Source organism: Brevibacterium oceani (genome assembly GCF_013623835.1).
Taxonomy (GTDB): Bacteria; Actinomycetota; Actinomycetes; order Actinomycetales; family Brevibacteriaceae; genus Brevibacterium; species Brevibacterium oceani.
The window spans coordinates 91583-111760 of record NZ_JABKDE010000009.1 but is presented as its reverse complement, the minus strand read 5'-3'; the positions used below and the strand labels follow the sequence as shown (position 1 = coordinate 111760).

Annotated in this window: 20 protein-coding genes; all 20 read right to left on the bottom strand. The window is 64.5% G+C overall.

The features are described 5' to 3' along the window. Positions 1–14 precede the first annotated feature (14 nt). Positions 15–164, bottom strand: a complete 150-nt coding sequence (locus HK401_RS17935) for a hypothetical protein (protein ID WP_181276013.1) — start codon at positions 162–164, stop codon at positions 15–17. Next, positions 161–5650, bottom strand: coding sequence for a GDSL-type esterase/lipase family protein (locus HK401_RS17930; protein ID WP_181276012.1), 5490 nt, complete (start codon positions 5648–5650; stop codon positions 161–163). The genes HK401_RS17935 and HK401_RS17930 overlap by 4 nt, the downstream gene beginning before the upstream one ends. Before the next feature lie 9 nt (positions 5651–5659). Beyond that, positions 5660–6490 (bottom strand): hypothetical protein, encoded by an 831-nt coding sequence (locus HK401_RS17925; RefSeq protein WP_181276011.1) that lies wholly within the window; start codon positions 6488–6490, stop codon positions 5660–5662. An 11-nt stretch (positions 6491–6501) separates the two neighbouring features. Beyond that, on the bottom strand, positions 6502–9543 hold the full coding sequence (locus HK401_RS17920) for a phage tail tape measure protein (RefSeq protein WP_181276010.1): 3042 nt from the start codon (positions 9541–9543) through the stop codon (positions 6502–6504). A 203-nt stretch (positions 9544–9746) separates the two neighbouring features. Then, positions 9747–10253, bottom strand: a complete 507-nt coding sequence (locus tag HK401_RS17915; protein WP_181276009.1) for a DUF7426 family protein — start codon at positions 10251–10253, stop codon at positions 9747–9749. A 104-nt stretch (positions 10254–10357) separates the two neighbouring features. After that, the gene (locus tag HK401_RS17910) at positions 10358–10861 is read right to left on the bottom strand and encodes a phage tail tube protein (protein WP_181276008.1); all 504 of its coding nucleotides are present in this window, start codon (positions 10859–10861) and stop codon (positions 10358–10360) included. 11 nt (positions 10862–10872) lie between these two features. Next, the gene (locus HK401_RS17905) at positions 10873–11271 is read right to left on the bottom strand and encodes a phage tail terminator protein (protein ID WP_181276007.1); all 399 of its coding nucleotides are present in this window, start codon (positions 11269–11271) and stop codon (positions 10873–10875) included. Further along, positions 11268–11612: a hypothetical protein gene (locus HK401_RS17900; RefSeq protein WP_181276006.1), complete on the bottom strand. Its 345-nt coding sequence runs from the start codon at positions 11610–11612 to the stop codon at positions 11268–11270. Before HK401_RS17900 ends, HK401_RS17905 begins: the two co-directional genes overlap by 4 nt. Before the next feature lie 11 nt (positions 11613–11623). Beyond that, the gene (locus HK401_RS17895; RefSeq protein WP_181276005.1) at positions 11624–11944 is read right to left on the bottom strand and encodes a hypothetical protein; all 321 of its coding nucleotides are present in this window, start codon (positions 11942–11944) and stop codon (positions 11624–11626) included. Then, a complete protein-coding gene (locus HK401_RS17890; protein ID WP_181276004.1) occupies positions 11937–12341 on the bottom strand; it encodes a head-tail connector protein in 405 nt (134 codons plus the stop codon). The genes HK401_RS17895 and HK401_RS17890 overlap by 8 nt, the downstream gene beginning before the upstream one ends. Positions 12342–12492: 151 nt before the next feature. Beyond that, positions 12493–12819, bottom strand: coding sequence for a hypothetical protein (locus HK401_RS17885; RefSeq protein WP_181276003.1), 327 nt, complete (start codon positions 12817–12819; stop codon positions 12493–12495). Continuing rightward, complete coding sequence (locus HK401_RS17880; RefSeq protein WP_181276002.1) at positions 12809–13024, bottom strand: hypothetical protein; 216 nt, start codon at positions 13022–13024, stop codon at positions 12809–12811. Before HK401_RS17880 ends, HK401_RS17885 begins: the two co-directional genes overlap by 11 nt. Positions 13025–13026: 2 nt before the next feature. Next, on the bottom strand, positions 13027–13989 hold the full coding sequence (locus HK401_RS17875) for a major capsid protein (protein WP_181276001.1): 963 nt from the start codon (positions 13987–13989) through the stop codon (positions 13027–13029). Positions 13990–14009: 20 nt separating this feature from the next. After that, positions 14010–14759, bottom strand: coding sequence for a hypothetical protein (locus HK401_RS17870; RefSeq protein WP_181276000.1), 750 nt, complete (start codon positions 14757–14759; stop codon positions 14010–14012). Positions 14760–15112: 353 nt separating this feature from the next. After that, positions 15113–16210 carry a phage minor capsid protein gene (locus HK401_RS17865; RefSeq protein ID WP_181275999.1) on the bottom strand — a complete coding sequence of 366 codons (1098 nt, stop codon included), beginning with the start codon at positions 16208–16210 and terminating at the stop codon, positions 15113–15115. A 1-nt stretch (position 16211) separates the two neighbouring features. Further along, complete coding sequence (locus tag HK401_RS17860; RefSeq protein ID WP_181275998.1) at positions 16212–16433, bottom strand: hypothetical protein; 222 nt, start codon at positions 16431–16433, stop codon at positions 16212–16214. Further along, positions 16411–17991, bottom strand: coding sequence for a phage portal protein (locus HK401_RS17855; RefSeq protein ID WP_181275997.1), 1581 nt, complete (start codon positions 17989–17991; stop codon positions 16411–16413). Before HK401_RS17855 ends, HK401_RS17860 begins: the two co-directional genes overlap by 23 nt. Further along, positions 17991–18359 carry an HIT family protein gene (locus tag HK401_RS17850; RefSeq protein WP_181275996.1) on the bottom strand — a complete coding sequence of 123 codons (369 nt, stop codon included), beginning with the start codon at positions 18357–18359 and terminating at the stop codon, positions 17991–17993. The genes HK401_RS17855 and HK401_RS17850 overlap by 1 nt, the downstream gene beginning before the upstream one ends. 3 nt (positions 18360–18362) lie before the next feature. Next, positions 18363–19607, bottom strand: a complete 1245-nt coding sequence (locus HK401_RS17845; RefSeq protein ID WP_309136037.1) for a PBSX family phage terminase large subunit — start codon at positions 19605–19607, stop codon at positions 18363–18365. Then, positions 19600–20088 (bottom strand): MerR family transcriptional regulator, encoded by a 489-nt coding sequence (locus HK401_RS17840; protein ID WP_181275994.1) that lies wholly within the window; start codon positions 20086–20088, stop codon positions 19600–19602. Before HK401_RS17840 ends, HK401_RS17845 begins: the two co-directional genes overlap by 8 nt. Positions 20089–20178: the final 90 nt, after the last annotated feature.

The window sequence follows — 20178 nt, the reverse complement described above, 5'->3', positions numbered from 1 at the left end:
CATAGTCCCTCCTCTTAGCTCGCGGCGGTATCGGGTTCCTCGTCGGTCGCCGGATTCGCCTGCTGTTCTAGTTCGGTCACGCGCTGCCTGAGCCTCGCGTTCTCGATCTTGAGTTGCAGGTTCTCGTTGGCGTAGTCGACGAGGACGGTCATTTCAGGGTTCATGCTGTTGCTCCAAGCTGTTGTTCGAGAGCGTCCACGCGGTCGCGCAGACGTCGAAGGATGGGGATGAGGGTGGGGATGATCCGTTCGTGCATCACCGAGTCGGGCCTGCCCTGGTCGTCGTAGGTGACGAACATACTGAGACCAACTTCATGCAGGTCTTCCGCGATGACGCCTGGGATGCGCTCAATTTCCGCAATGGAGTCGATGCTGATGTCCGGCTCCACTCCATTCGCGATCGCCGTCTCATAGTCGGCGTACCGCTCTACGGTCCCCTTGCTGTACCAGGTCTTCGCGTCCACCGAGAGGATGCGATCCTCAAAGTCCGGCATAGTAACGTCGAGTGATTCCTCGACGATTTTGTACCGTCGCGATGACGGAAGGTAGGCAAGATTTCCACCACTGCGGACGAGTGTTGCGTATTTGTCCGCCACTGGAATATCTCCGTTGATGCGGATGGTGTCGCTAACTAGGTTTATCATCCGCGATCCTTGCGGGCTAAGGTAGATCCCGTCGCTCGTAATGGACATGAAGCCGTGATCGCCGTTGTCTCCACTCGGGCCCCGGCGAATATAGATCCCTCCGTCGCGGTCACCCGACGAGTTTTGCTGGATATAGGTGCTTCCCTCATTGACTGAGATATAAGCTTCGTCCCCGTTGGAGAGGGAGGCGAACCCGCCGCCAGAGCCACGACGCATATATAGATACGGTGCGTCTGTACGAGTCGATCCAATGTTCATGAAGTTGTCGGCCATGCTGGCTTCAACTCGCCAATCCTCGCGACTGCCTCCCGAGTCCTTCCAGGCGCGCAGGTCGAACTCGTCGCCGCGCTCCATAAGGTTCAGATACGAGTTGCCATCAGTGACGCCCGGCCCCTGAATGAGAGTTCTTCTCTTGCTCGGCTCGTCGGTGTCGATCCCGTAGACCACGCCAGGAGGGAAGGCGTAAGTGTTCGAGTCCGACCACTGGATTCCGGGGCCGCCCGACTGGTAGTTGTCGCCGACCTCAATAGTCATGCCGTTCGACGTCTGCCGCAGATACCCCTTGAATCGGATCGACCCATCCGACGTGCTCGTCGTCAGCACCGTATTCCCCGACGAGTCGTAAGACCGCAGCCCCTCGACGTCGAGCACCGTCCGCCGACCCGACTCCGCCGTGCGGATCGTGGCACCCGTGATGAGCTTGCCGTCGATCGCGCCAGCCTTGATCTTGTCCGCCGTGATCGCGTTCGCCGCGATATGGTCGGCCTCGATGGCGAGAGCAGCGATCTTGCCTGCCGTGATGGCGTTGGCGAGGATCTTGTCTGTCGTGATCGCGCCATCCTCGATGAGGGTGGTTCCGATCTGCGTGTACAGCTTCAGTCCCGCGATCATCGGCACTGCGTTCTCAGTGCCCCAGCCGGGCCGGTTGAAGTCGAAGTAACTGACTCGCACAGCCACTGCATTACCTGGCAATGTCGTCACAGAGCGAACGTGGATCCAGTCGACAGAGTCGTTCACGTAGTGCATGGGCCCGGAGCTGCTCGAGTACTCACCCGACCACCCAGTTAGACGCGACCACTCCCCCGTATCGGCCTGGAACTGCACCTCGACGAACGTGGATGCCTCAAGGGTGGACTGGCGAGCCCACGCTTCGAACGTGAGTTCCGCTCCCGCGTCGACGGGCGCGCCCTCCCATTCGGTGTCGACACGACGAGTTCCAGCGGCCCAGACGACGTTCGGGGTGTTTCCGCCATCCGGCGGACCGTACCGTTCCCGGTAGGTCGCCGATGTGGGCCACCCGGCCCCGGACCTCTTGTCCAGTGCACCGTTAGGAACGAGGTTCCGCGGGTTCCCGACGAGCAGCTTCTCAGCGGTAACCGTTCCCGCTGCGATTCGTTCACCGTTCATCTCGCCGACGCTGATCGTTCCAGCGTCGATGGATCCGATGATCCCGGACTCGGAGGTGATCGCTCCCGCCTGAATTTTCTCGGTCGTGATCGCACCGTCTCGGATGACAGTCGAACCCGCGGACCCTGGCACGAGCACAGAATCAGCGTCGAGTGATCCGGCCTTGAAGCGAGCCGTGTCGATGTACCCGGAGACGATGGTGCCGGCGTCGAGGTTCGCGATCACCTGACCGTCAATATCAGTCTGTTGCCATCCGGTCCCGTCGTGGACGTACTGTTCGCTCACGGTCCAGCGGCCCGGATATTCGGTCCGGATTCGCGCCTCGATAGCATCAGCCATCACGGCATGCCCCGCGTCGTTCGGGTGCGAGACATCAGCGTAGTTGTCCGGCGCCTCGTCGGGGCCGGGGACGACTGGGCGCAGGTCGAAGTAGTCGACGCCTGACTCCGTGGCGGCGATCTCCTGCATAGCCTGGTGGTAGTCGTCCCAGAGTTCTGTATCCCGGTCGGCGGCCTGGTACATGCCGATCAGGAGGAATCTGCCCGAGTATCCTGCGGTGCGGGCGGCGGCGATGAAGTCCTCGTAGTGCTGCTTGTACTCGGCTACCGTCACACCTACCCGGTAGTCGTTCGTTCCCAGGTTGAGGCAAACGAGGTCGATCGAGTCGAGGGTACTGAACGCGCCAGGCACTTCGGGTGTTCCGACGAGTCCGGTGAGGCGGTTCGCGTCGACGGTCCACCATGCCGTCGAGATCCCGGCCTTGGCGGCGTCGATGAGGCGGGTGCCCGTGTCTTCGTCACCGGAGTAGCTGAGCATGCCCTCGATGTAGACGCTGCGGCTCGAATACGGAGTCGTTGCGGACCGAGTAACCCGCACTGTGTGCTGCCCTGCAGTCAGTGGGCCTGTTGACCAGGTGAGGCCATAGTCAGCGGTCCCGCTGTGTGCGGTCTTGTTCGTATCGAACAGCACAGGTTCCCCGCCGTCGACGGAGATCTCCGCAATGGCGGTCGAGGTTTCGGATACGAACGCCACCTCGGCGCTGGTGCCCGTGAAGCTGAACTCAACATATCCGGGATCGGTGTTGTCGGTGGTGTGGTCATAGATGACGGCTGTGCGCCATCCGAAACCCCACCGGTAGGCGTTGGTGGTGCGCTGGACTGAGCCGCCTTTAGTGACAGGGAACCCCGGTGTCGGTGCCTGCGAATCAGTCGGGATGAACGGATACTGTGCACCGCTCGGGCTGAGGCGTTCCTGGACGAGCGTCTGCCAGCGATTGTCCGTGTGGGATGCACCGACGCCTTCGGTGATGGAGTCGCCGACCATGACGATGTTTCGTACGGTCGGAAGGGTCTGCCCCACCCACCACACGTCGTTTGCGCTGCCTTCGTCTTCTGCCGTGGGCGGTCGATCCGAGTAGACGATCTTGCTCTTGCCGTTCGCGGACTGCCGCACCTCATTGAGATCGGAGTTGAACTCGTCCTGTGCCTGGCCGATCGCGTCGATTCGTTCGTCAGCTGCCGAGACCCACTGCTGGCCGTCGAACCGGGAGAGCCTGTTCTTCCCTTCCTCCGAGGTGTCGAACCACAGGTCCCCGGCCTTAGGTGCAGGGTCGGTGGTCTCATCGGGTTCGGTCGGCATCCAGTAGGTCGTGGTGCCATTGGCGTCGATGACGATGTTGTCGATCGCTTCGTTGAGGTCGTCGACGGCGTTGTTGATCTTGTCGTCGATGCCCTCAACGGCTTCCCGGATCGAGTCATCGTCAACGAGCTTCTTCGGTGTCACCGACTGGGCGGGAGTCAGGGCAGACTCGTTGCCCACATTGTCGACGGCGGACACGGCCACCCACACGGGCACGTCGGCAGGCATTGACCCGGAGGTCCAGATGCCTCGTTCGGTCAGGTATCCGACCTGCTCCGCGCCGGCCATGTCCTCGGCAGAGGCGAAGTAGATGCGAACGTGGTTGAAGTCGACGGGCATTGCTTCGCCGTCCTCGTCCAGCCCGTCCCAGTCCACGGTCACGATGCGCAGATCCGTCGCCACGGTCGGCAGGGACGGCACGTTCGGCGGTTCGGTGTCCTGCGTCATCGTCAGCGTCACGGCATCGGAGAACGGGCCGGGACGGTTCGATGCTTGCGCGATCGCACGTACACGCCACTGGTAGGCCATGGCGTTACCGAAGGTGTCAGTGAGCACGACGGGCGAATGCGAGACAGAGAGGTCTCCGGTGGTGACGGCAGCGCGGGTCCAGACGGCTCCTGTCTCGTTACGGCGCCACCACAGTTCGTAGCCGCCGATCTCGACACTTGTCCCCCTGGTCGATTCGGTGACCTCGCCCCAGCCTGCCGTGATCTGGCCGCGGGCGATTCCCTGACGGTCGAGGTACACCTGCTGGTCAATGACCAGGCCCTCAGGCGCGGCCGGTTCGATGCCCGGCTTGTCGGCGGGTGCGGGGCGCGTGCCATCGCCGCCGGACCCGGTGGACCCGTTGACGATGCCGCTGGTGCGCTTCGCGAGCTTGAGGAGGAGTTCCTGCAAGCGGTCGTTGATGACCGTGTGGATCGTCCACTCCCGGCCGTCGCGAACCAGCTGAATCTCACGGACCCGGTAGCGTTCCCAGTTCCCGCCGTCGAGCACCTGCACGTAGTCGCCGACACGGTAGTCCCGGTACGGCAGAAACGCGGCGCCCGCGGCGGACTGCGAGCGGGTGATCTCCTTGATCTCACGCGACCCGCGCTGCAGGGCCTCGTCGACCATGAGCCGCGCCGTGCCAGCGTCAGAGACGCCGCCCTGTTCTATGGTGACCTCGAGCCGCCCATAATCGTCGGGCGCCGAGGGGTTTTCGACCTCGAGTTCGAACCCCTCATCGCCGATGAGCAGCGCCGCCGAGGCCAGATCCTCGAGGGAGTACTTCACGGGAGCTTCGGTGACGGCGCCGTGGACGCGGACCGGGTTCGCCCGGTCAGTGAGGTCGCGGCCCATCGCGGTCTCGGGCTCGTAGAGGTTGAGGGTGCGCCCGTCGAGGCGGTAGTCGCAGAGACCCTGCTCGACGAGGTTCTCGAGCACGGAGCCGATGGGCAGGCCGGGGCTGTAGTAGATGGTCGCTGACTTCGACCAGGTGTTGCCGGCGGTGTCCTTGGATGCGGTGAAGCCGCCGATCTCGATGCCCTGCGCGGCCCCGCGGTCCTGCGCTTCGAGGAGCAGAGTGCGGAGGATCTGCCCAGGAGTGGCCTGGTAGAAGGCACGCTTACCGTCGACGAGTTCACCGTCTCCGGCGCCGACGCGAGCCTTGTCGAGCGTCCACTCGCGGCCCACGAATCGGAGGGTCCGCATGCCAGCCTGGTCGGTGTCCTCGTGCTCACCGGTGAGGCGAATCAGGCGGGGTCCGGCCTCAGCCCAGTTCTGGCCGCCGTCGAACGTGACTTCAGCCTGGATCTCGAGGAACGTCGGCAGGTCGCGGGCGTTGACGGCCTTGGCCGAGTACTTGAGTTCGAGGGTGCCCCGGGTTCCGAAGGTGTCGCCGATCTGGACGGAGTTCGCCCGCGGCAGCTGGTAGAGCTTGGTGCCGGTCTGCGGGTTGTAGGCGACGAATCGGAAGTCCAAGGAATCCTCCTAGATGTGTGAGGTGCGGGCCCGGATCTGCAGTGCCGTGGCCTCGGTGGTGCCTGTGGCGGCGAATGCGATCGCTGGCGCTGTGGTGGGGTCGCCGTCCGCAGTGAGTCCGGGCTTCGGCGTGAGGGGAAAGAGTGTCGTGTCGGAGCGCGGCCCGGTGGCTGTGATGCCGCTCGTCGCGTTCGTGCTGCTACTGCCCCAGGACATGGACGAGCCAAGTCCGGCCCGCCAGCCTGCGGTGTCGATGAGTAGCTTCTGCCCGGCTGGGACAGTGCCCGTGTAGCGGACGGTGGAGCCGGTCGCGGTGTCCGTGACGGTCGGTGTGGTGGCGGGCCCGGTGATGAGGATGAGCGCGTCGGTGATCGGCCTGCTCGCGCCCTCGAGAGTGCTCACTGCTTGAGTGTCGGCGCTGTCCGGGGCCGGGTGGGTCCATGTCGCCAGCGCCCCGCGCCACACGCCTGCCGGGATGGAGAGGGTGACGGCGAGGCGGGCGAAGTTCTCGACCATGATCGGGTCCGAGATGGAGGCTGGTTTCGCCTCGGCGGCCAGTCCCCCACGCTTCTCCACCGTCAGCGGGCCGGAGGTGCGACCGAGGAGCGAGCGGAGGAAGTTCACCCGCTCCTCGATCTGCGCCGGCGACCCGTACACGTTGAGGTCGAGCGCCAGTGCGGTCGCTTCGACGTTCTCCCCGTAGATGGGGATATTGCCGTCGACACCGGGCACGTTCACGTCCACTGAACGGAATGCGACCGGCGTGCGGCGTTGCGCCTCCCGGTGCAACCGCCACCGGTGGAGCGGATCCGAGAGGGGAACTCCGTCGATCGTGTACAAGGGATCTCCTCTCAGATGCTCACGCCGATGTAGGCCGAAGCCTTACGTGCGGTCTCCGAGGTGGGCTCTTCGACCGGGTTGTAGGTGTAGAAGTTGTTCGTCACCCCACCGGCCTGCGCAGATGCCCCACGAGTGACCGCGCTGGACGTGCCGCCGAGGTCCGTGTCGGGCATCGACAGTGCCGCTGCCTTGGTGATGGCTTCGGCCTGCCGGACGATCTCGGACTGCTTGGCCCGCATGCCGTCCGCGAATCCCTCGACGAGAGCCATACCGGAGTAGCTGGTGTAGCCCTTGCCCGAGAACGGTCCCTCCTTTGCCGGTGAGAACGGGAAGAAGTTACGGATCCGAGACAGTCCGTTGCGTACCGCGTTCACGGCGTTGCTGAATGCGTTGACGATGCCGCGGCGGAATCCGTCGATCATGGCCCAGCCCGAGTTGTAGAGCCGGGAACCGATGTTGCCCAGGGCGGACAGTGCCCGGCCTGGCAGGTTGCGGACGAAGTTCACGGCACCGTTGATTCCGTTCGACACGGCGTTCTTGATGCCGTTGAAGGCGTTGACGGTCAGCGACTTCGCTCGCGCCCAGGCGTTCTGGATTCGCGCCTTCACCAGGTTCACTCGCGCCTGCACGTTGCGCACGACGGATGAGAAGACGTTGGCGATGACGGTCTTGATGCCGTTCCAGATGCTCGACGTCGTGGACTTGATCTTGTTCCAGACGTTCTTCACGCCGTTCCACACCTTCGTCGCGGAGTTCTTGACCCAGGTGATGATGGCGTTCCAGACGGCCTTGAGCTTGTTGACGATCCAGTCCCATACGGCCTTCGTTGCGGCCTTGATCTTGTCCCAGTGCTTGATGACCAGGGCCACGACGATGCCGATTGGTCCGGTGATGAACCCGATGATCAGGAGCCAGTTCTCCTTGATCCAATTGATGAGGCCATTCCAGATCGCCATCGAGGTCGTCTTGATCCAGTTCCACGCGGTCGTGATCGCGGTGACGACGGAGTTGAACACGGTGACTGCAGTGGTCTTGATCCACTCCCAGGCGGTGCCGAGCCAGGAGATGAACCCGGACCAGATCTGCTTGCCGAGTTCCGTCTGGGTGAAGAACCAGATGAGGCCAGCCACCAGGGCCGCGATGGCGGCGATGATGAGGCCGATGGGGTTCGCGGTCATGGCGGCATTGAGTAGCCATTGCGCGGCGGCGGCGGCCTTCGTGGCGGCGGACGTGGCGATCATGGCGACCTTCTGTGCCACGATCGCGGCGGTGGCCCGGACCCGAGTGAGCAGGCCCGCGTTCTGCGCCCCGTTGTTCACGGTAGTTGCGGCGGTGTTCGCCGCAGTCGTGCCCGTGAACACTGACATGACTGCCTTCGCGGCAGTCGTAGTCGCCGTCCATGCCTTCGTAGTCGCATTGACGCCAGCGACCGCAAGAGCGAACCCGCCCAGTCCGACAATGATCGGAGCGATGACGGGCGCGAACTGCTTGAGGACGTTGAGGATCGGCTGCAGGACGGGCAGTGCGGCGGCGGCCAGAGAGGAGAACGCCTGTCCGGCTGTGCGCTTGAGCTGTTCGAGCTCGGAGCCCACGCCGGAGCGGAGCTTCTCCCCTGCCTCGGACGATGCCCCGGCGAAGTCGCCTAGACCGCCCTTTCCGCTGGCGAGGGAGTCGATGAACTCGGGGATCCCGTCCTTGCCGAGGTCTTCCAGCGGTGTGCCGAACAGCGCCATCGACAGGCGTGCCTGCTCGGCGGGATCCTTGATGCCGGAGAGCGCGGAGAAGATCTTCGACGACATGCCCTCAGCGGCATCCCCACCCTGCGTCATGGCCGTCGCGGCGGACTTGCCGTTGATGCCGAGCTCGCCGAGCGCTTCCTGGGCGGCGGTGTCGTCGAGGTCGGAGACGCGGATCCCGAACTCCTTCACGGCATCGCCGGCCTTGTCGATGCCGTACATGCCTTTGTCCGAGGCGGACACGAGGGCAGCCATGGCGGTCTCGCCGTCGATGCCGACCTGCTTGAAGAATGGGCCGTATTCGTCGACGGCATCCATGAGGTCGTCCTGGACCGCTACCGGCACTTTGCCCATCGCTGTAGTGAGCATGTCCATGGCGGTCTCGACGTCGGGCGCGAAACCGGTGGTAATCATCTGCCCAGCGATCTGGGTGGAGCGAGCTACGTCCTGGCCCCACGAATCGGCGAAGTCGAGGACCGCGCCAGTAGCGCCTTTCAGCTCCTCGTCAGAGGCGTTCCGCATGCCTTTTACGCCGGTGATTACCGACGTGAAGGCCGTGTTGACGTCGTCCATGGATTCGCCGTAGCCATCAGCAAACATAGAGCCCGCAAGTCCGCCGATGCGCTTCGATTCGTCGGCGGTGAGGTTGAGCTGGGCCGACATCTTGTTCCGGCCTGCTTCGACGTTGACGGCACCGGAGAACCCGATGCCGATGCCTGCGGCGGCAGCTGCACCGGCGGCCAGGCCGGCCTTGTTCCATTCGCCGCCCTTGAGGCTACTCAGTGCCTCCTTCGCATCGCCTGCGAACTTGGAGCTATCGAGTCCCAGTGCGGACGATGCGGCGGCGCTGGCCTGCCCGGCGGCGGCCTTGAACTTCGAGGGCGCCACCTCATCGGCGGCCTTGTCCGCATCAGCGGCGAACTTGGACCCGTCGAGCTCAAGCGCCGAGGACGCGGCGGCTGAGGCTTGGCCCGCGGCGGCCCGAAACTCGGTCGGCGAAACCTCCGAAGCGGCGGCACTGGCGTCGGCGGCGAACTTCGCGTCATCCAGCGTCAGGGCCGAGCTGGCCGCGTCCGATGCTTGACCGGACGCGGCTCGGAACTCGGCCGGGCTGAGTTCGTTCGCGGCTGCCTCGACGTCGGAGGCGAACTTGGCATCGTTGAGCACGAGGCTGTCAGATGCGGCATCCCCGGCCCTGTCGGCGGCGTTCGCCCACTGCTTGGCATCGAGACCTTCGAGGGCGTTCTTGAGACCAGCAGTGAACTTGCTGTCCTCAAGGGTCATCGTTGCGACGAGCTCGCCGACCTGCAGCGCCATGGCCTACCTCCTGCGGGATTGCTTTTTCGGTGGATAGAAGTGGAGGCGAAGCCGGGAATGCTCCACTCCGAATAGGCCCTCGATGCGGGTTTTCAGCCAGCGCCACGACCTCGACCGCATGGATCCGTCGCGTATGTCGATGCCGTAGAACTGGTGCAGGTCAGGCTCGATGAGCCGCCACTGGCCGAGAATGGCGATCCATGTCAGCCCTTCGTTTTGGACGCGGCGGCCTTCGGCTTCGTACCAGTCCGAGAGCCCTGTTTCCGGGTCGTAGTAGCCCCGCCCTGTTGGGTCCGGGTCGCCGTTCGGCGCTGGGCCCGATTGGGCTTGGGTGCTTTTCCCCCGGACTCCCAGTACGCCTTGGCCGTTTCCCCTCCGTCCTGGATGGTCTGCCAGTAGAACGCGGTCATGCCGGCGACCTGGATGACGCGCAGGGGAACTCCGTCTGCGAACATCTGATCGCGCACAGGCTTCGTGAGGCTCGCCTCCTCGAGTTCTTCGAGGCTGTCGGTGCCGCCGAATTTCACGGCGTCGTCCTCGGTGATCTCGTCGCCGCCCTGCTGCTTGCGTGCCATGTCCTGCAGGTCGGCCATGAACGACTGCAGGCGGATGCCGTCTGCGGCGTCGACGGGCGGGATCTCGTAGACCTTGCCGCGGATGGGGAGTTCGAGGGGTTCTTCGAGTGATTCGTGAGCGTCTGCGAAACGCATGGTGGTTCCTCCAAGTGTCCAAGTGGTCCAAGTGTGGGTAAGTGGAGCACCCCGACTCGCCGCCACTTGGAAACGACGAGCCGGGGTGGATCAGGGGGTGAGCGTCAGCCCTCTTCGGGCGGGGTGGACCCGCCAGTGACGGGCACGATTGCGCCGCGCCCGGTGAGGGTGAACTCGGCCAGGGTCAGGTCGGTGCGTGCGCCGCCCTGTTCGGTGAACGTCGCGTCGCACAGGCCGGACTTGCCGGTGCCGGTGGCCTTGCTGGTGAGCCTCCACCAGCACATGCCGTCCTCACCTGCGCCCTGGCCTGCGGCGGCGAGGATCTCCTGGCCGGCATCAGTCGAGCCAGCCTTGGGCCGCTTGCAGGTGCCCTCGATGGTGTATTCGAGGCCGGTGGCGACCTGCGAACCCCATGCGCCGGAGTCGAGGTCGGAGTCGTCTTCGAGGTTCTTCTCGATGGCGGGCGGGGTGATTTCCTGAATGCCGCGAACGACGGTCCAGCCGGTGACCTCGGACGGCTCGGTCGCGCCCTCGGTGAGAGGTGCGACTTCGAGGAGGTAGTCGGAGACGAGGCCGGGGGTCATGGGTAGTTCGAACGAAACAGACATTGCTGTGCTCCTTAGGTGTCGGTGCGATGGCGGCCAGCCCGACTGAGCTGGACGTAGTAGTTGTCGGTGATCTTGTGGTTCCCGCTGTCATCGGTTCCGAGGTAGGCGGAGGAGTTGCGATAACAGTGGACGATGGGGATGCCGTGCCAGTCGGCACCGGTGATCCCGTGGAGACGGTCGAACACGGCTTCCGACAGTGCGGGAGTCAGTCGCGGGTCGCGGCCTTGAGCCCGGATCGCGAGCTGCACACCCTGGATGCTGTCGGTCATGGTGCCGTGGTCCTGCACGCTGTAGAAGTTGATCGCGATGGCGTTCTTCGCATCCTGCGGCAGGACACCGAGGTTGAGCACGGCATCCACGTCGGCGAGTTCGTCGGCGATGCCGTAGAACAGATCCTCGTGATAGCTCAATTGATGACCCCCTTCACGGTGTCGGCGATGACCTGCAGCGCCTTGTCGTTCTTGGAGTTGAACGGGCCTTCGAGGTACTTCGCCTTGCGGCCGCCGTCGTGCTTGAAGTCCAGCGACTCATGCTGAACCACCGCATACGGGGTGTCATAGGAGACGGCGAGCGTCGTGCCCTTCGCGTTCTGCTCCGTCGAGGCGGCGCCAGACCGCTCGAGGGTGGCTTCTTCGATCGGGACGATGGCCCGCGACTCCCCCAGCAGGAACTCGGCAGCCTTGTCCGCGCCTTTGAGCTGTGCGGCGCGGATGGACTTGATCGGGTTCTTGCCCTTGAACGTTGCGCCCATGACTGCCTCCTCTACGTGGTGGTGACCTCGAAGTGGTCGGGCAGGTCGAGTGAGCCGCTGTAGTGGGTCGCCACGGTGAGCACGGTGCGCTCGTTCCCGTCGATCGTGACCAGCGATTCGGGGGTGAAGTGCGCGGCCTTCGTGACTGGTCCGGTGATGGTGGCTTCGCTGGTGACTTCGCGCCCGGTCTGATCCCTGACCAGCTTCCGGGTGTTGTCGATGAAGCACGGCACGTCCACCGGGTCGGCGTAGGTCTCCCCGAACGGCCCGGAGCCCTCGTAGGTGCGCACGCTGGTGGTGTGCACCCAGAACAGGGCGAGTTCGTCAGCCACGGACGACCACCGGGCCCTTAATGAGGTGCCCGAGGACGGTGAGTGCGTCGGGGCCTAGCACGCCCAGCGCATTCGACTTCGCCAGCGATGCCCGTTCCCCGGACTCGTAGGAAATGGATGCACCGCCAATGGACTTCGACGTCGCGACCTTCTCGGAGTCGATCCCGGCGACCCCGAGGACGGGGTTAATGCCGAGCTCTGCCCAGTACCCGACCTGAGCGACGACGGCGGCCTTGAAGCGGGCGCGAATGTCCTCGTTCGTGGGCACACCGGTGGCATCGACCGAATAGAAGGCCGTCATGGTCGCGTCATCCACCAGGGACGAGGCGAGACGGATCTGCGATTCGATGTTCTCCGGCGGGTCAGTGAAGTCCGCGGCAGTTGCATAGACGGGCATGGTCGCCTCCTGAGGTGAGATGAGGGCAGGGCGCAGGAACGGTCATGGCACGGGGCAGAAAGGGCGCTGAAAAATCCCCGCGATCGAACCTTGCCGGTGGTGATGTGTGTGGCTGCGCTCCGGCTTGACGCCCAGCCCTCAGGTCTATGTGTCAGCCCTCGCCGGGGTCCTCCGGGTCCGGTTCCGGTTCGGGTTCCTCGGGCGGGACGGTCTGCGTCTGCCATTCGGCGAGGTGCGCATCCTCGTTCGCGTCCTGAGTGGCCGGATCGTCGGAGACGACACCGGGGCGGACCGGGCGAACGTCCTGCAGCGCGTGCAGGCCGGGGTTGACGACCGTAGGGCCGTGCGGGTTGCCCAGTTCACCCTCGACACCGGCGTTCGAAGGGCCGAGGAAGTCACCGGGGCGAGGATCCACGGCACCGTCACGCAGGGGCGTGCCGATGGTCTGGTCGGTGATGGTTCTCGGGTCAGTCGGCATTGGTCTCTCCGTCCTCGTCGGCTTTCTTCGACCGACGACGTGCGGGCTTCGGTGTCTCCACCGTGTAGCCCGCGGTTTCGAGGTAGCGGCCCAGGCCATCGGAGACCGATTCGACCTCGGCCACGCCATCTGTGAAGGAAAGCGTGACCGGGCCGAATGTCGAGTCACCGGTGACCGTGGACGGCGCGGTGATCTTGACCGTCATGATCAGTTCGCCGCTCCGACCTTGACGTCGCGGACAACCGCGGCGGCCTTGGTCTTCTTGAGAGCGACAGCGACCGGTCCCATTTCGACCTCGCCGGTCTTCACGGCGCCAGCCTGAGTGAAGTCGGGCATCCACTGGGACACCAGTGATCCGCCGGTGGTGGAGACGCCATGGAAGCCGTCGAGGCCGAAGCGCACGGCGTAGATGTCGGTCAGGCCGCCGGAGATGGGAATGACCGGATCGTTGCCGTTCGCGGTATTGCCTGCCTCGATGAGACGGACATTGCCGTAGGAGGCCAGGGAGGTCTCACGCGGCCCGGGAGCCTCGACGTACATGGATGTACGGCGGGCGGCGGACTTGATCTTATTGATCGCCCGCTTGTTCGCGATGATGGCCGCGCCTTCGCTCTTGTCGAGAGTGCCGAGCAACTCATCGAGAGCCTCGAGGATGGTGAATGATGCGTCCTCGGTAGTGGCTGCCGACCAGTCGAACGTGCCGTCCGCCTGGATCTCGGTCGAGGAGCCGGCGAGGGCCTTGCTGAGACCGTCAAATGCGTCCTCATCGGTGGCGGAGTCGCCGTTGATGATGGCGTTACCGAACTCGGCGCGAGCTGAGGCGATCTTGTCGCTCATATTGAGCGCGATCGATCCGGTCGCGGCGGGTCCGACCTTCGCAAGGATGCGGTCGACCTGGAACGAGCCGCCGAGGATCTTGAGATCCACGCTGTGGCGGCTGGTGGTCGACTCGTCGGGCGCGTACTCAGTGTTCACTGCGCGGAATCCGGCGGTGCCACGCGAGACCTTGCGAGTGTAGGTGTAGGTGAGGGTCGCGCCTCCACCGGCGGGGTTCACGACGTCCTCGAAGGTGAGGAGGTCGAGAATCTGATTGGTACGGAACTCGTCGATGACGGCGAGGTCCAGGGCGTCCGTCGCGTTCTGACGGGCCTGGGAAAGGGAAACAGGCATGGCTTACTCCTTGTGAGTGGTTAGCTGTTGAAATGACTTGCCACGGCGTCGTCGAGCGACACCTCGGCTTTCGGGGTGCTTCTTCCACCAGGCCCGCTGGCGGTGTCTGCGGTTGACGCGCCTGCCACCCGGGCAAGTGCGAAACTTCGGTTGCCATCGACGGCGGACTTGATCGCCTGGCCGATGGCTTTGTCGTCGGCGTGGTCGACGTTCTCGATGGACGACAGGAACGAGCGCGAATCGAGCAGCTTCGCAGGGTCGGCACCGTTACTCGCGGCGGCCTTGTATACGGCGAGTTCTCGCGCTGCGCTTGTGGCCTTGGCCTGCTCGTCGGCGATCTGCTTCGCCAGTGCCTCAGCGTCGGGGCCCTCGCCCTTGCCGTCGTCGTCCTTGATGAGACCGAGCGCCTTGCCGAGCGTCGTGCGAAGCGACTCCATCTGCTCGGTGGCCTCGCGTGCCTTGATGCGGTTCTGCGCGGCTTCGTCGCGTGCGGCCTTCAGCTTCGGATCGTCGGCCTGCGAGCCGGTCTGCTCGTCGTCCTGCGCGGCCCGCTGGCCGTCGTTCGCAGGGGTCTCGGCATCGTTGCTCGGCGGCGTGCTTTCGTCGCCGCCCTGGGCCTCCTGGCCGTCTCCGGCGGGTGCTCCACCGTCACCGACAGCCGAGCCGTCTCCCCCATCACCGACGAACCGGATGCCAGGGAACGCGAGCGGGTTCTGGAACGATGCGCGGCGGGCAATCGGGGCCGCGGCCTTGATGGTATTGCGCTTCATGATTCCTCCAAGTGGTGTGCTGTGTTTCACTGTGCAATTGGCGGCCACGTCCAATGGCCCGGCTTAGGTTCACGGCTGAACGGGACGTCTGAGCAGAAGAGGATTCCGGCAGGTGCGATTACAGCCAGATACAGGGCCTCGACATACCCCTCCGGGCCACTGTTCGGGCCTGCTTCTGACAAGAGCTCTGGAACCGCCGTCACAATTGCAGGCGAGGGGTAGTCGGCATCTCCACTGTCCAGGTAGTAGTGAACGATTCGCCCAACTGTCGGCTTCGGCATTGGTCCTCCAAGTGTTTTCGTGCATGAGAAAGCCCCCGAGGAATCTCCCCAGGGGCTCGAATGGTGCGGTGGTCAGCGAACGGTGATGTTCGTCCGCCTCGATAGGTTCTTGCGGCCGTTGGCTTCCCGCCATGCGCGGAACTCGGACTGTGCGGTCCTCAGCTTCTTCCGGTCGGCCTTCGTCGTCGCGTGATCCTTGCCGAGTGTGGCCTCGTCCATGGCGACTCGTCGCTTCCATTCGCGGATACGCCGTTCGTAGGCTCGCTGCCGTTGCCGGAGCTTGTCGCCCTCCGGGTCGGCGGTGCGGGTAGGGGCCTCGGTGACGCCGACGAGGTACAGCGACATGGAGTGCCGACAATTCGGGTGGAACAGGCCCTCGCGCTTCGCCTCGGAGACCGAGCACATGACCGTCTTGCCGTCCGACAACTTCCCGGTTGTGCGGCCCGAGACTGAGAGCACGCGGCCCTCGAAGGGTCGGCAGATCTTGCACTCCTCCGGGGCATTCGACACGATCACGAGATCCTCACCCATGTCGACGAGCCGATCCGTGTGGCCCTCGATCATGGCGTTGCCTGCCGAGGTGCGGGTCGCCATCTCCACATAGGACGCGAGATCCCACTTGCGTCCGGTGCGATCCCGGAAGGTGGTCACGCCGCTGCGCATAAGGTCCAGCACAGCGTCTCGGGCGGCCTCGAATCGTGTTCCGCTTCCGGTGAGCATTTGAGCCACAGCATTCGTGACTGCTCGGTCGTAGGCGTCTCGGGCCTGCCTGCGTATCTGCAGTATGGCTTCCTCATGGGGTCGCATCGCCTCCGACAAGAGTCGTGTGATGGCGTCCGTGCGTCCAACGGCAGCGACGGCTCCGACGTTCGCGGCGGGCAGCCCAGCCTTGCCAGCGTCCGCCGTGGCCACAGCACTGCCACGTCGGTAGGCGATGCCGATGGCTCGCTCGACAGCACCGGGGACACCTCGGCGGAGGTCGTCGATAATGACGTCGATGCGCTGGATGAGGCGCAGGAACGATTCGAGGCGGAAGTCCGCCCGGCCCTCGTCCTGGATGCCCTCCGCGACCTGCTCGGCGATGGCGGCGATGAGTCGTGTCGTGGCGTCCTCGTAGACCTCGCGGATCGCCTGGACGAGTTCGCGAGCGTAGTCGGGTGAGACAGCCATGCTACGACTCTACGGTGCCAGCCGAAACACCATAGTGCGATGCAATGATCGCTTCTCGCATGGCGTGCCGCCGAAGGTCCACGAACTCGGCAAGCTCTGCATCGCACTCATTGCAAACGAACTTCCGCGTCGGGTGGTTGAGGAACGACTGCGCATTGCTATGGGCCGTGAACGCCGAAATCGCGGCGTCCAGACCGGAATCACTCAGTGGGTCCATCGTCATCGTCCTCCTCGTCACCCTCGGTCTCGAACTGATTCGACAGCCCGAACCCGCCGTAGCCGACGCGATCCGGGTCCGACATGCTCGAACCGTCCTTGATGCGGCCCACTTCCTCGTCCACAGCGGCCTCATCCCAATCCGGGTGGACCATCTGGACGAGAGTGCGCGTCGATGCCGCCTGCGCCGCGCTGAGCGCCTGCGCGGTCTGGGCGAGCTGCAGTTGCGAGTCCTGCTGACCGTCCGGGAACTCGACCGACACGGTACCGCCAGGGCCGTTGAACAGGGCCTGGTCGACGTCGATGAGCTTCTGCAAAATCTGGCGGATGCTGCGCTTCCAATGCCGCTCCTTGCGGCCTTTCGTCAGCGTCGTCCGCCTGTCCCTGGCCGAGACCTCAGTCGCGGTCGTGGCGATCTCGCCCTGCTCTCCGAACGTCTGCGGGCTGTAGCCTGCCGAGCGGAGAATGTTGCGGGTGAGTTCCTGCGCCGTCTGCTGGTGCTCGGCGTAGCGGATGGCGAATTGCACGGTCTCGATCTCGAGCTTCGAGTCCTTCGCTGATCCGGGTGTCGTGTTCAGTGACTCGTAGACCTCTCGGTCGAGGTCGAATGTTGCGCCGCGCCCGGGCCCGTTGTCTTCAAGGGCTGTAGCGCCCGCCAGGATGCGAGCCTTGCCAAGGCGAATGTCGCGCATCCATGACGAATAGGTCTCATCGAGCGAATCGAGAAGCCCCTCCACACCGTCCAAATCGGAGCGGCCAAGGTGGCGACCGATCGGGTGCTTCCGCCAGCCGCGGGAGGGGGTGACGTTCGGAACGTACACGGCGGCGAGGCCTGGCGTGCCGGTGTCGATCTTGCCGTCCTCGTCGACCTGGATGCCCTTCGTGGCGTCCGCGTCTGCGAGTGGGACGATCCTGCCGAGTTCCGAGGCGGTGCCCTGGTAGAGGCCGTGGAAGATCACGCCGTTGCCCTGCTCGTCGAGCTCGTGGCGTTCGGCGTGCCGGTAGACGGACTGGCCTTCGGTCTTGATGATGAAGTAGAACGTCGCCGCGACCAGCCTGCCCCAGCGGAACTCGGGTGCGGCGTAGTCGGCATCCACGACGTCGATGAACGGCGTGTCCGCGATCTTCGAGTCCCACACGACGCGGAGGAACGTGCCGCCCAGCGCTGCGCCGATCTCCGCCGAGGTGGCGATGGTCGAGTGGAACCCGTCGTCGAGCATGTCATCGAGGCGTTCCTGGGCTTCGTCGCCTGCGTCGGTGGTGACGGTGATGGGTTCGGAGAACAGGAGGTCCGCGGAGGCTTGGCAGATATCCCCGGCGAGGGGAATGTGCAGGCGCGATTCCTGGCGGCGCGGGTCGGTGTTCTTGCGGCCCCAGAAGAAGCGCTTGACCGCTCCGATCAGACCGTCCTTGGCGAGGCTGGGGCGCACGGACTGTGCCCCGGTGTACACGTCGCGGAGGGTGTCGGTGTCGCCGGACCACCACGCCTGCCATTCGCGCATCTTGGCAAAGATGCTGGCCTGATCTTCGGGCGGCCAGTGTCCACCGATAGTCGGCAGTGGCATCAGTGCACCTCCCGCTTCTTCGAGGTCTTACCGCTATACCACGGCAGCGCGAGGCCGTCGTTCTCGGCTCTCGGCACGACGTGGACGTGCAGGTGGAACACTGACTGTGTGGCTTCGCGGCCCACGCTGGTGATGAAATTGACCGGGCCGATGCCCTCTGACTTCGCGTACCAGGCGGCGTCGTGCATCGTCGTGCCGGTGACGTCTGGTTCTTCGAGAGCATCGGCAACATGGACGTTCGGGACGATGATGACGTGCCCCTCGGTGACCGGGTTCAGCGGAACGATGCCGATGCTATTGGCGGTGCTCCACACAACCTTTGCCGGCTCTTCGCTGGAAACGATCCTGCAGAACACGCAGTCACTCATCGGTCATCCTCCTATCGGTGTGTCAACGTATGGACGCCACAGCGTCTCAGTGGTCGTGATGGCGTAGCGCCATGCGTCGAGCGAGTGGTCGGCGACCTTGATGGGCTTGTCCTCACCTTTGGCTGTCGCCTCGGGACTCCACGAATACCCGGGTGCTTCGCTGATGATGCCCTTGCATCGGTCGGACACGTACAGGTGCCCGGAGCCGAGCAATGAGGCGGTGAGGCGGATGCCGTAGAGGACATCGTTTTCGCCGTTCATAACGTTGAGGATCCCGTCTGAGGCCAGCTGCACTTTGAACGATGCGGCCGCCGGGTCGACGATCACCCACTCGGGCGGTGCTTCGAGGTCGTTGATGAACCCGCGCACTCCGGCGGACAGTTGCGCGTCGGTGAACCGGCGCTGATCCTGTGCGGCGTCGTAGCGCCATTCGTCGAGGGCGTAGAGCTTCCCGTCTATGCCGAGGCCGAGAGCGACGGCGCTGGTGGCGTTCGTGGTGCCGTAGTCGATGCCGACTGAGAGGACTCGGCGCATGAGCGGCAGATCCTCGTGGCGAATGATGTGGGTGTCGTTGTCCCACATGTCATAGATGGCACCCTCTGCGGCGACCCATTCGCCGAGGATGAAGCGACGGAACCAGAGGCCAGTGAACTCGGACCGGATGGACGCCTTGTAGTCCTCGGTCAGGCTCGGGTTGTCCTCGAGGGTGAAGTGCCAGGCCCGCCAGTCGGGCAGCTGCTCGATGCGGTCGAGGTACTTCGCTTTGAGATAGTGCGCCGGATTGTCTGGGTTGGTCGAGACGAACATCTGCGCCTTCGGTACCGACATGCGCCCGAGCAGCTGCGTGAAGAACTCCTCCGGCAATGTCGTCGCCTCGTCCACGTAGGAGCCGGCGACTGTCATGCCTCGGATGACCTTCTCGGCTTTCGCGTCCGATGCGCCGAGGACGTGGACCATGCGGCCCAGGATCTTCACCGTGGGCGCCCCGTAGTTCCCGACGACCTGCGCGGCGTTCTTGCCGAACAGCTCCGGGTTCTGCAGGGGTGCGATGCAGTTACGCCACACAGCGTCACGGGTGCGTCCGACCATGACGAGCTCGCCACCATACGGAGCGGTCGCGATGTACACGAGCCAGCGCACGAGCGTCACGATGGTCTTGCCCGAACGAATGGAGCCCTCGGTGAAGTTCACACGCGCCGATGACTGCTTGAGGAACGCGATCTGCTTGCCACTGAATGCGTCACTCACTGCCGACACCGATCTGCTCGGCCAACGACACGAGCAGGCCCTTGGCTTCGGCGGCACCGTTGTCGTTATCGAACTTCTCAAGCACCGCAGCCTTGTCGAGCATGATGCCGATGGCGGTCATCTCCCGCTGCTTGTCCTGCGCAGGAATGAAGCCAGGCATCGCTGAGCGTTCCACGCCCATATCGCCCTTCATGATGGTCTGATACTCGGCGGGTTTCTCCACGAGCTCCACGGACTGCTCCGCGAGACCGTAGAGACGCTTCACGAGGTTCGCACGCCGCTCGGCGTTGTCGAGCTGCGCCGCATCCACTCGAGCGCGCACGTTTTCGTTTCGTACAGTACGAACGCCCGCCTTCCGCGCCCATCCCTGGATGGTGTTCTTCGGGATTCCGGTCTTCTTCGACGCGGCTGAGGTGCCCTCGGATTCGTAGAGGCTGACCGCCTCGGCCTTCTCATCCTCGGTGTACACACGTCTCGCCATGGCTCACCTCCGTATCGCTCCGGTTCCCGACCGGTCGGATACGCATGTGGCCGTGTGGGCCGTTGCAATGGTGAAGCCCCGGGCCGGTGT

What these genes read in the sequence shown, in the direction of transcription:
- HK401_RS17915 (WP_181276009.1), bottom strand. Translation starts at nt 10,253, where the DNA reads ATGCGTTTCGCAGACGCTCACGAATCACTCGAAGAACCCCTCGAACTC.
- HK401_RS17850 (WP_181275996.1), bottom strand. Translation starts at nt 18,359, where the DNA reads ATGAGTGACTGCGTGTTCTGCAGGATCGTTTCCAGCGAAGAGCCGGCA.
- HK401_RS17855 (WP_181275997.1), bottom strand. Translation starts at nt 17,991, where the DNA reads ATGCCACTGCCGACTATCGGTGGACACTGGCCGCCCGAAGATCAGGCC.
- HK401_RS17890 (WP_181276004.1), bottom strand. Translation starts at nt 12,341, where the DNA reads ATGCCCGTCTATGCAACTGCCGCGGACTTCACTGACCCGCCGGAGAAC.
- HK401_RS17920 (WP_181276010.1), bottom strand. Translation starts at nt 9,543, where the DNA reads ATGGCGCTGCAGGTCGGCGAGCTCGTCGCAACGATGACCCTTGAGGAC.
- HK401_RS17880 (WP_181276002.1), bottom strand. Translation starts at nt 13,024, where the DNA reads ATGACGGTCAAGATCACCGCGCCGTCCACGGTCACCGGTGACTCGACA.
- HK401_RS17870 (WP_181276000.1), bottom strand. Translation starts at nt 14,759, where the DNA reads ATGAAGCGCAATACCATCAAGGCCGCGGCCCCGATTGCCCGCCGCGCA.
- HK401_RS17865 (WP_181275999.1), bottom strand. Translation starts at nt 16,210, where the DNA reads ATGGCTGTCTCACCCGACTACGCTCGCGAACTCGTCCAGGCGATCCGC.
- HK401_RS17860 (WP_181275998.1), bottom strand. Translation starts at nt 16,433, where the DNA reads ATGACGATGGACCCACTGAGTGATTCCGGTCTGGACGCCGCGATTTCG.
- HK401_RS17935 (WP_181276013.1), bottom strand. Translation starts at nt 164, where the DNA reads ATGAACCCTGAAATGACCGTCCTCGTCGACTACGCCAACGAGAACCTG.
- HK401_RS17900 (WP_181276006.1), bottom strand. Translation starts at nt 11,612, where the DNA reads ATGGGCGCAACGTTCAAGGGCAAGAACCCGATCAAGTCCATCCGCGCC.
- HK401_RS17910 (WP_181276008.1), bottom strand. Translation starts at nt 10,861, where the DNA reads ATGTCTGTTTCGTTCGAACTACCCATGACCCCCGGCCTCGTCTCCGAC.
- HK401_RS17885 (WP_181276003.1), bottom strand. Translation starts at nt 12,819, where the DNA reads ATGCCGACTGACCCGAGAACCATCACCGACCAGACCATCGGCACGCCC.
- HK401_RS17875 (WP_181276001.1), bottom strand. Translation starts at nt 13,989, where the DNA reads ATGCCTGTTTCCCTTTCCCAGGCCCGTCAGAACGCGACGGACGCCCTG.
- HK401_RS17840 (WP_181275994.1), bottom strand. Translation starts at nt 20,088, where the DNA reads ATGGCGAGACGTGTGTACACCGAGGATGAGAAGGCCGAGGCGGTCAGC.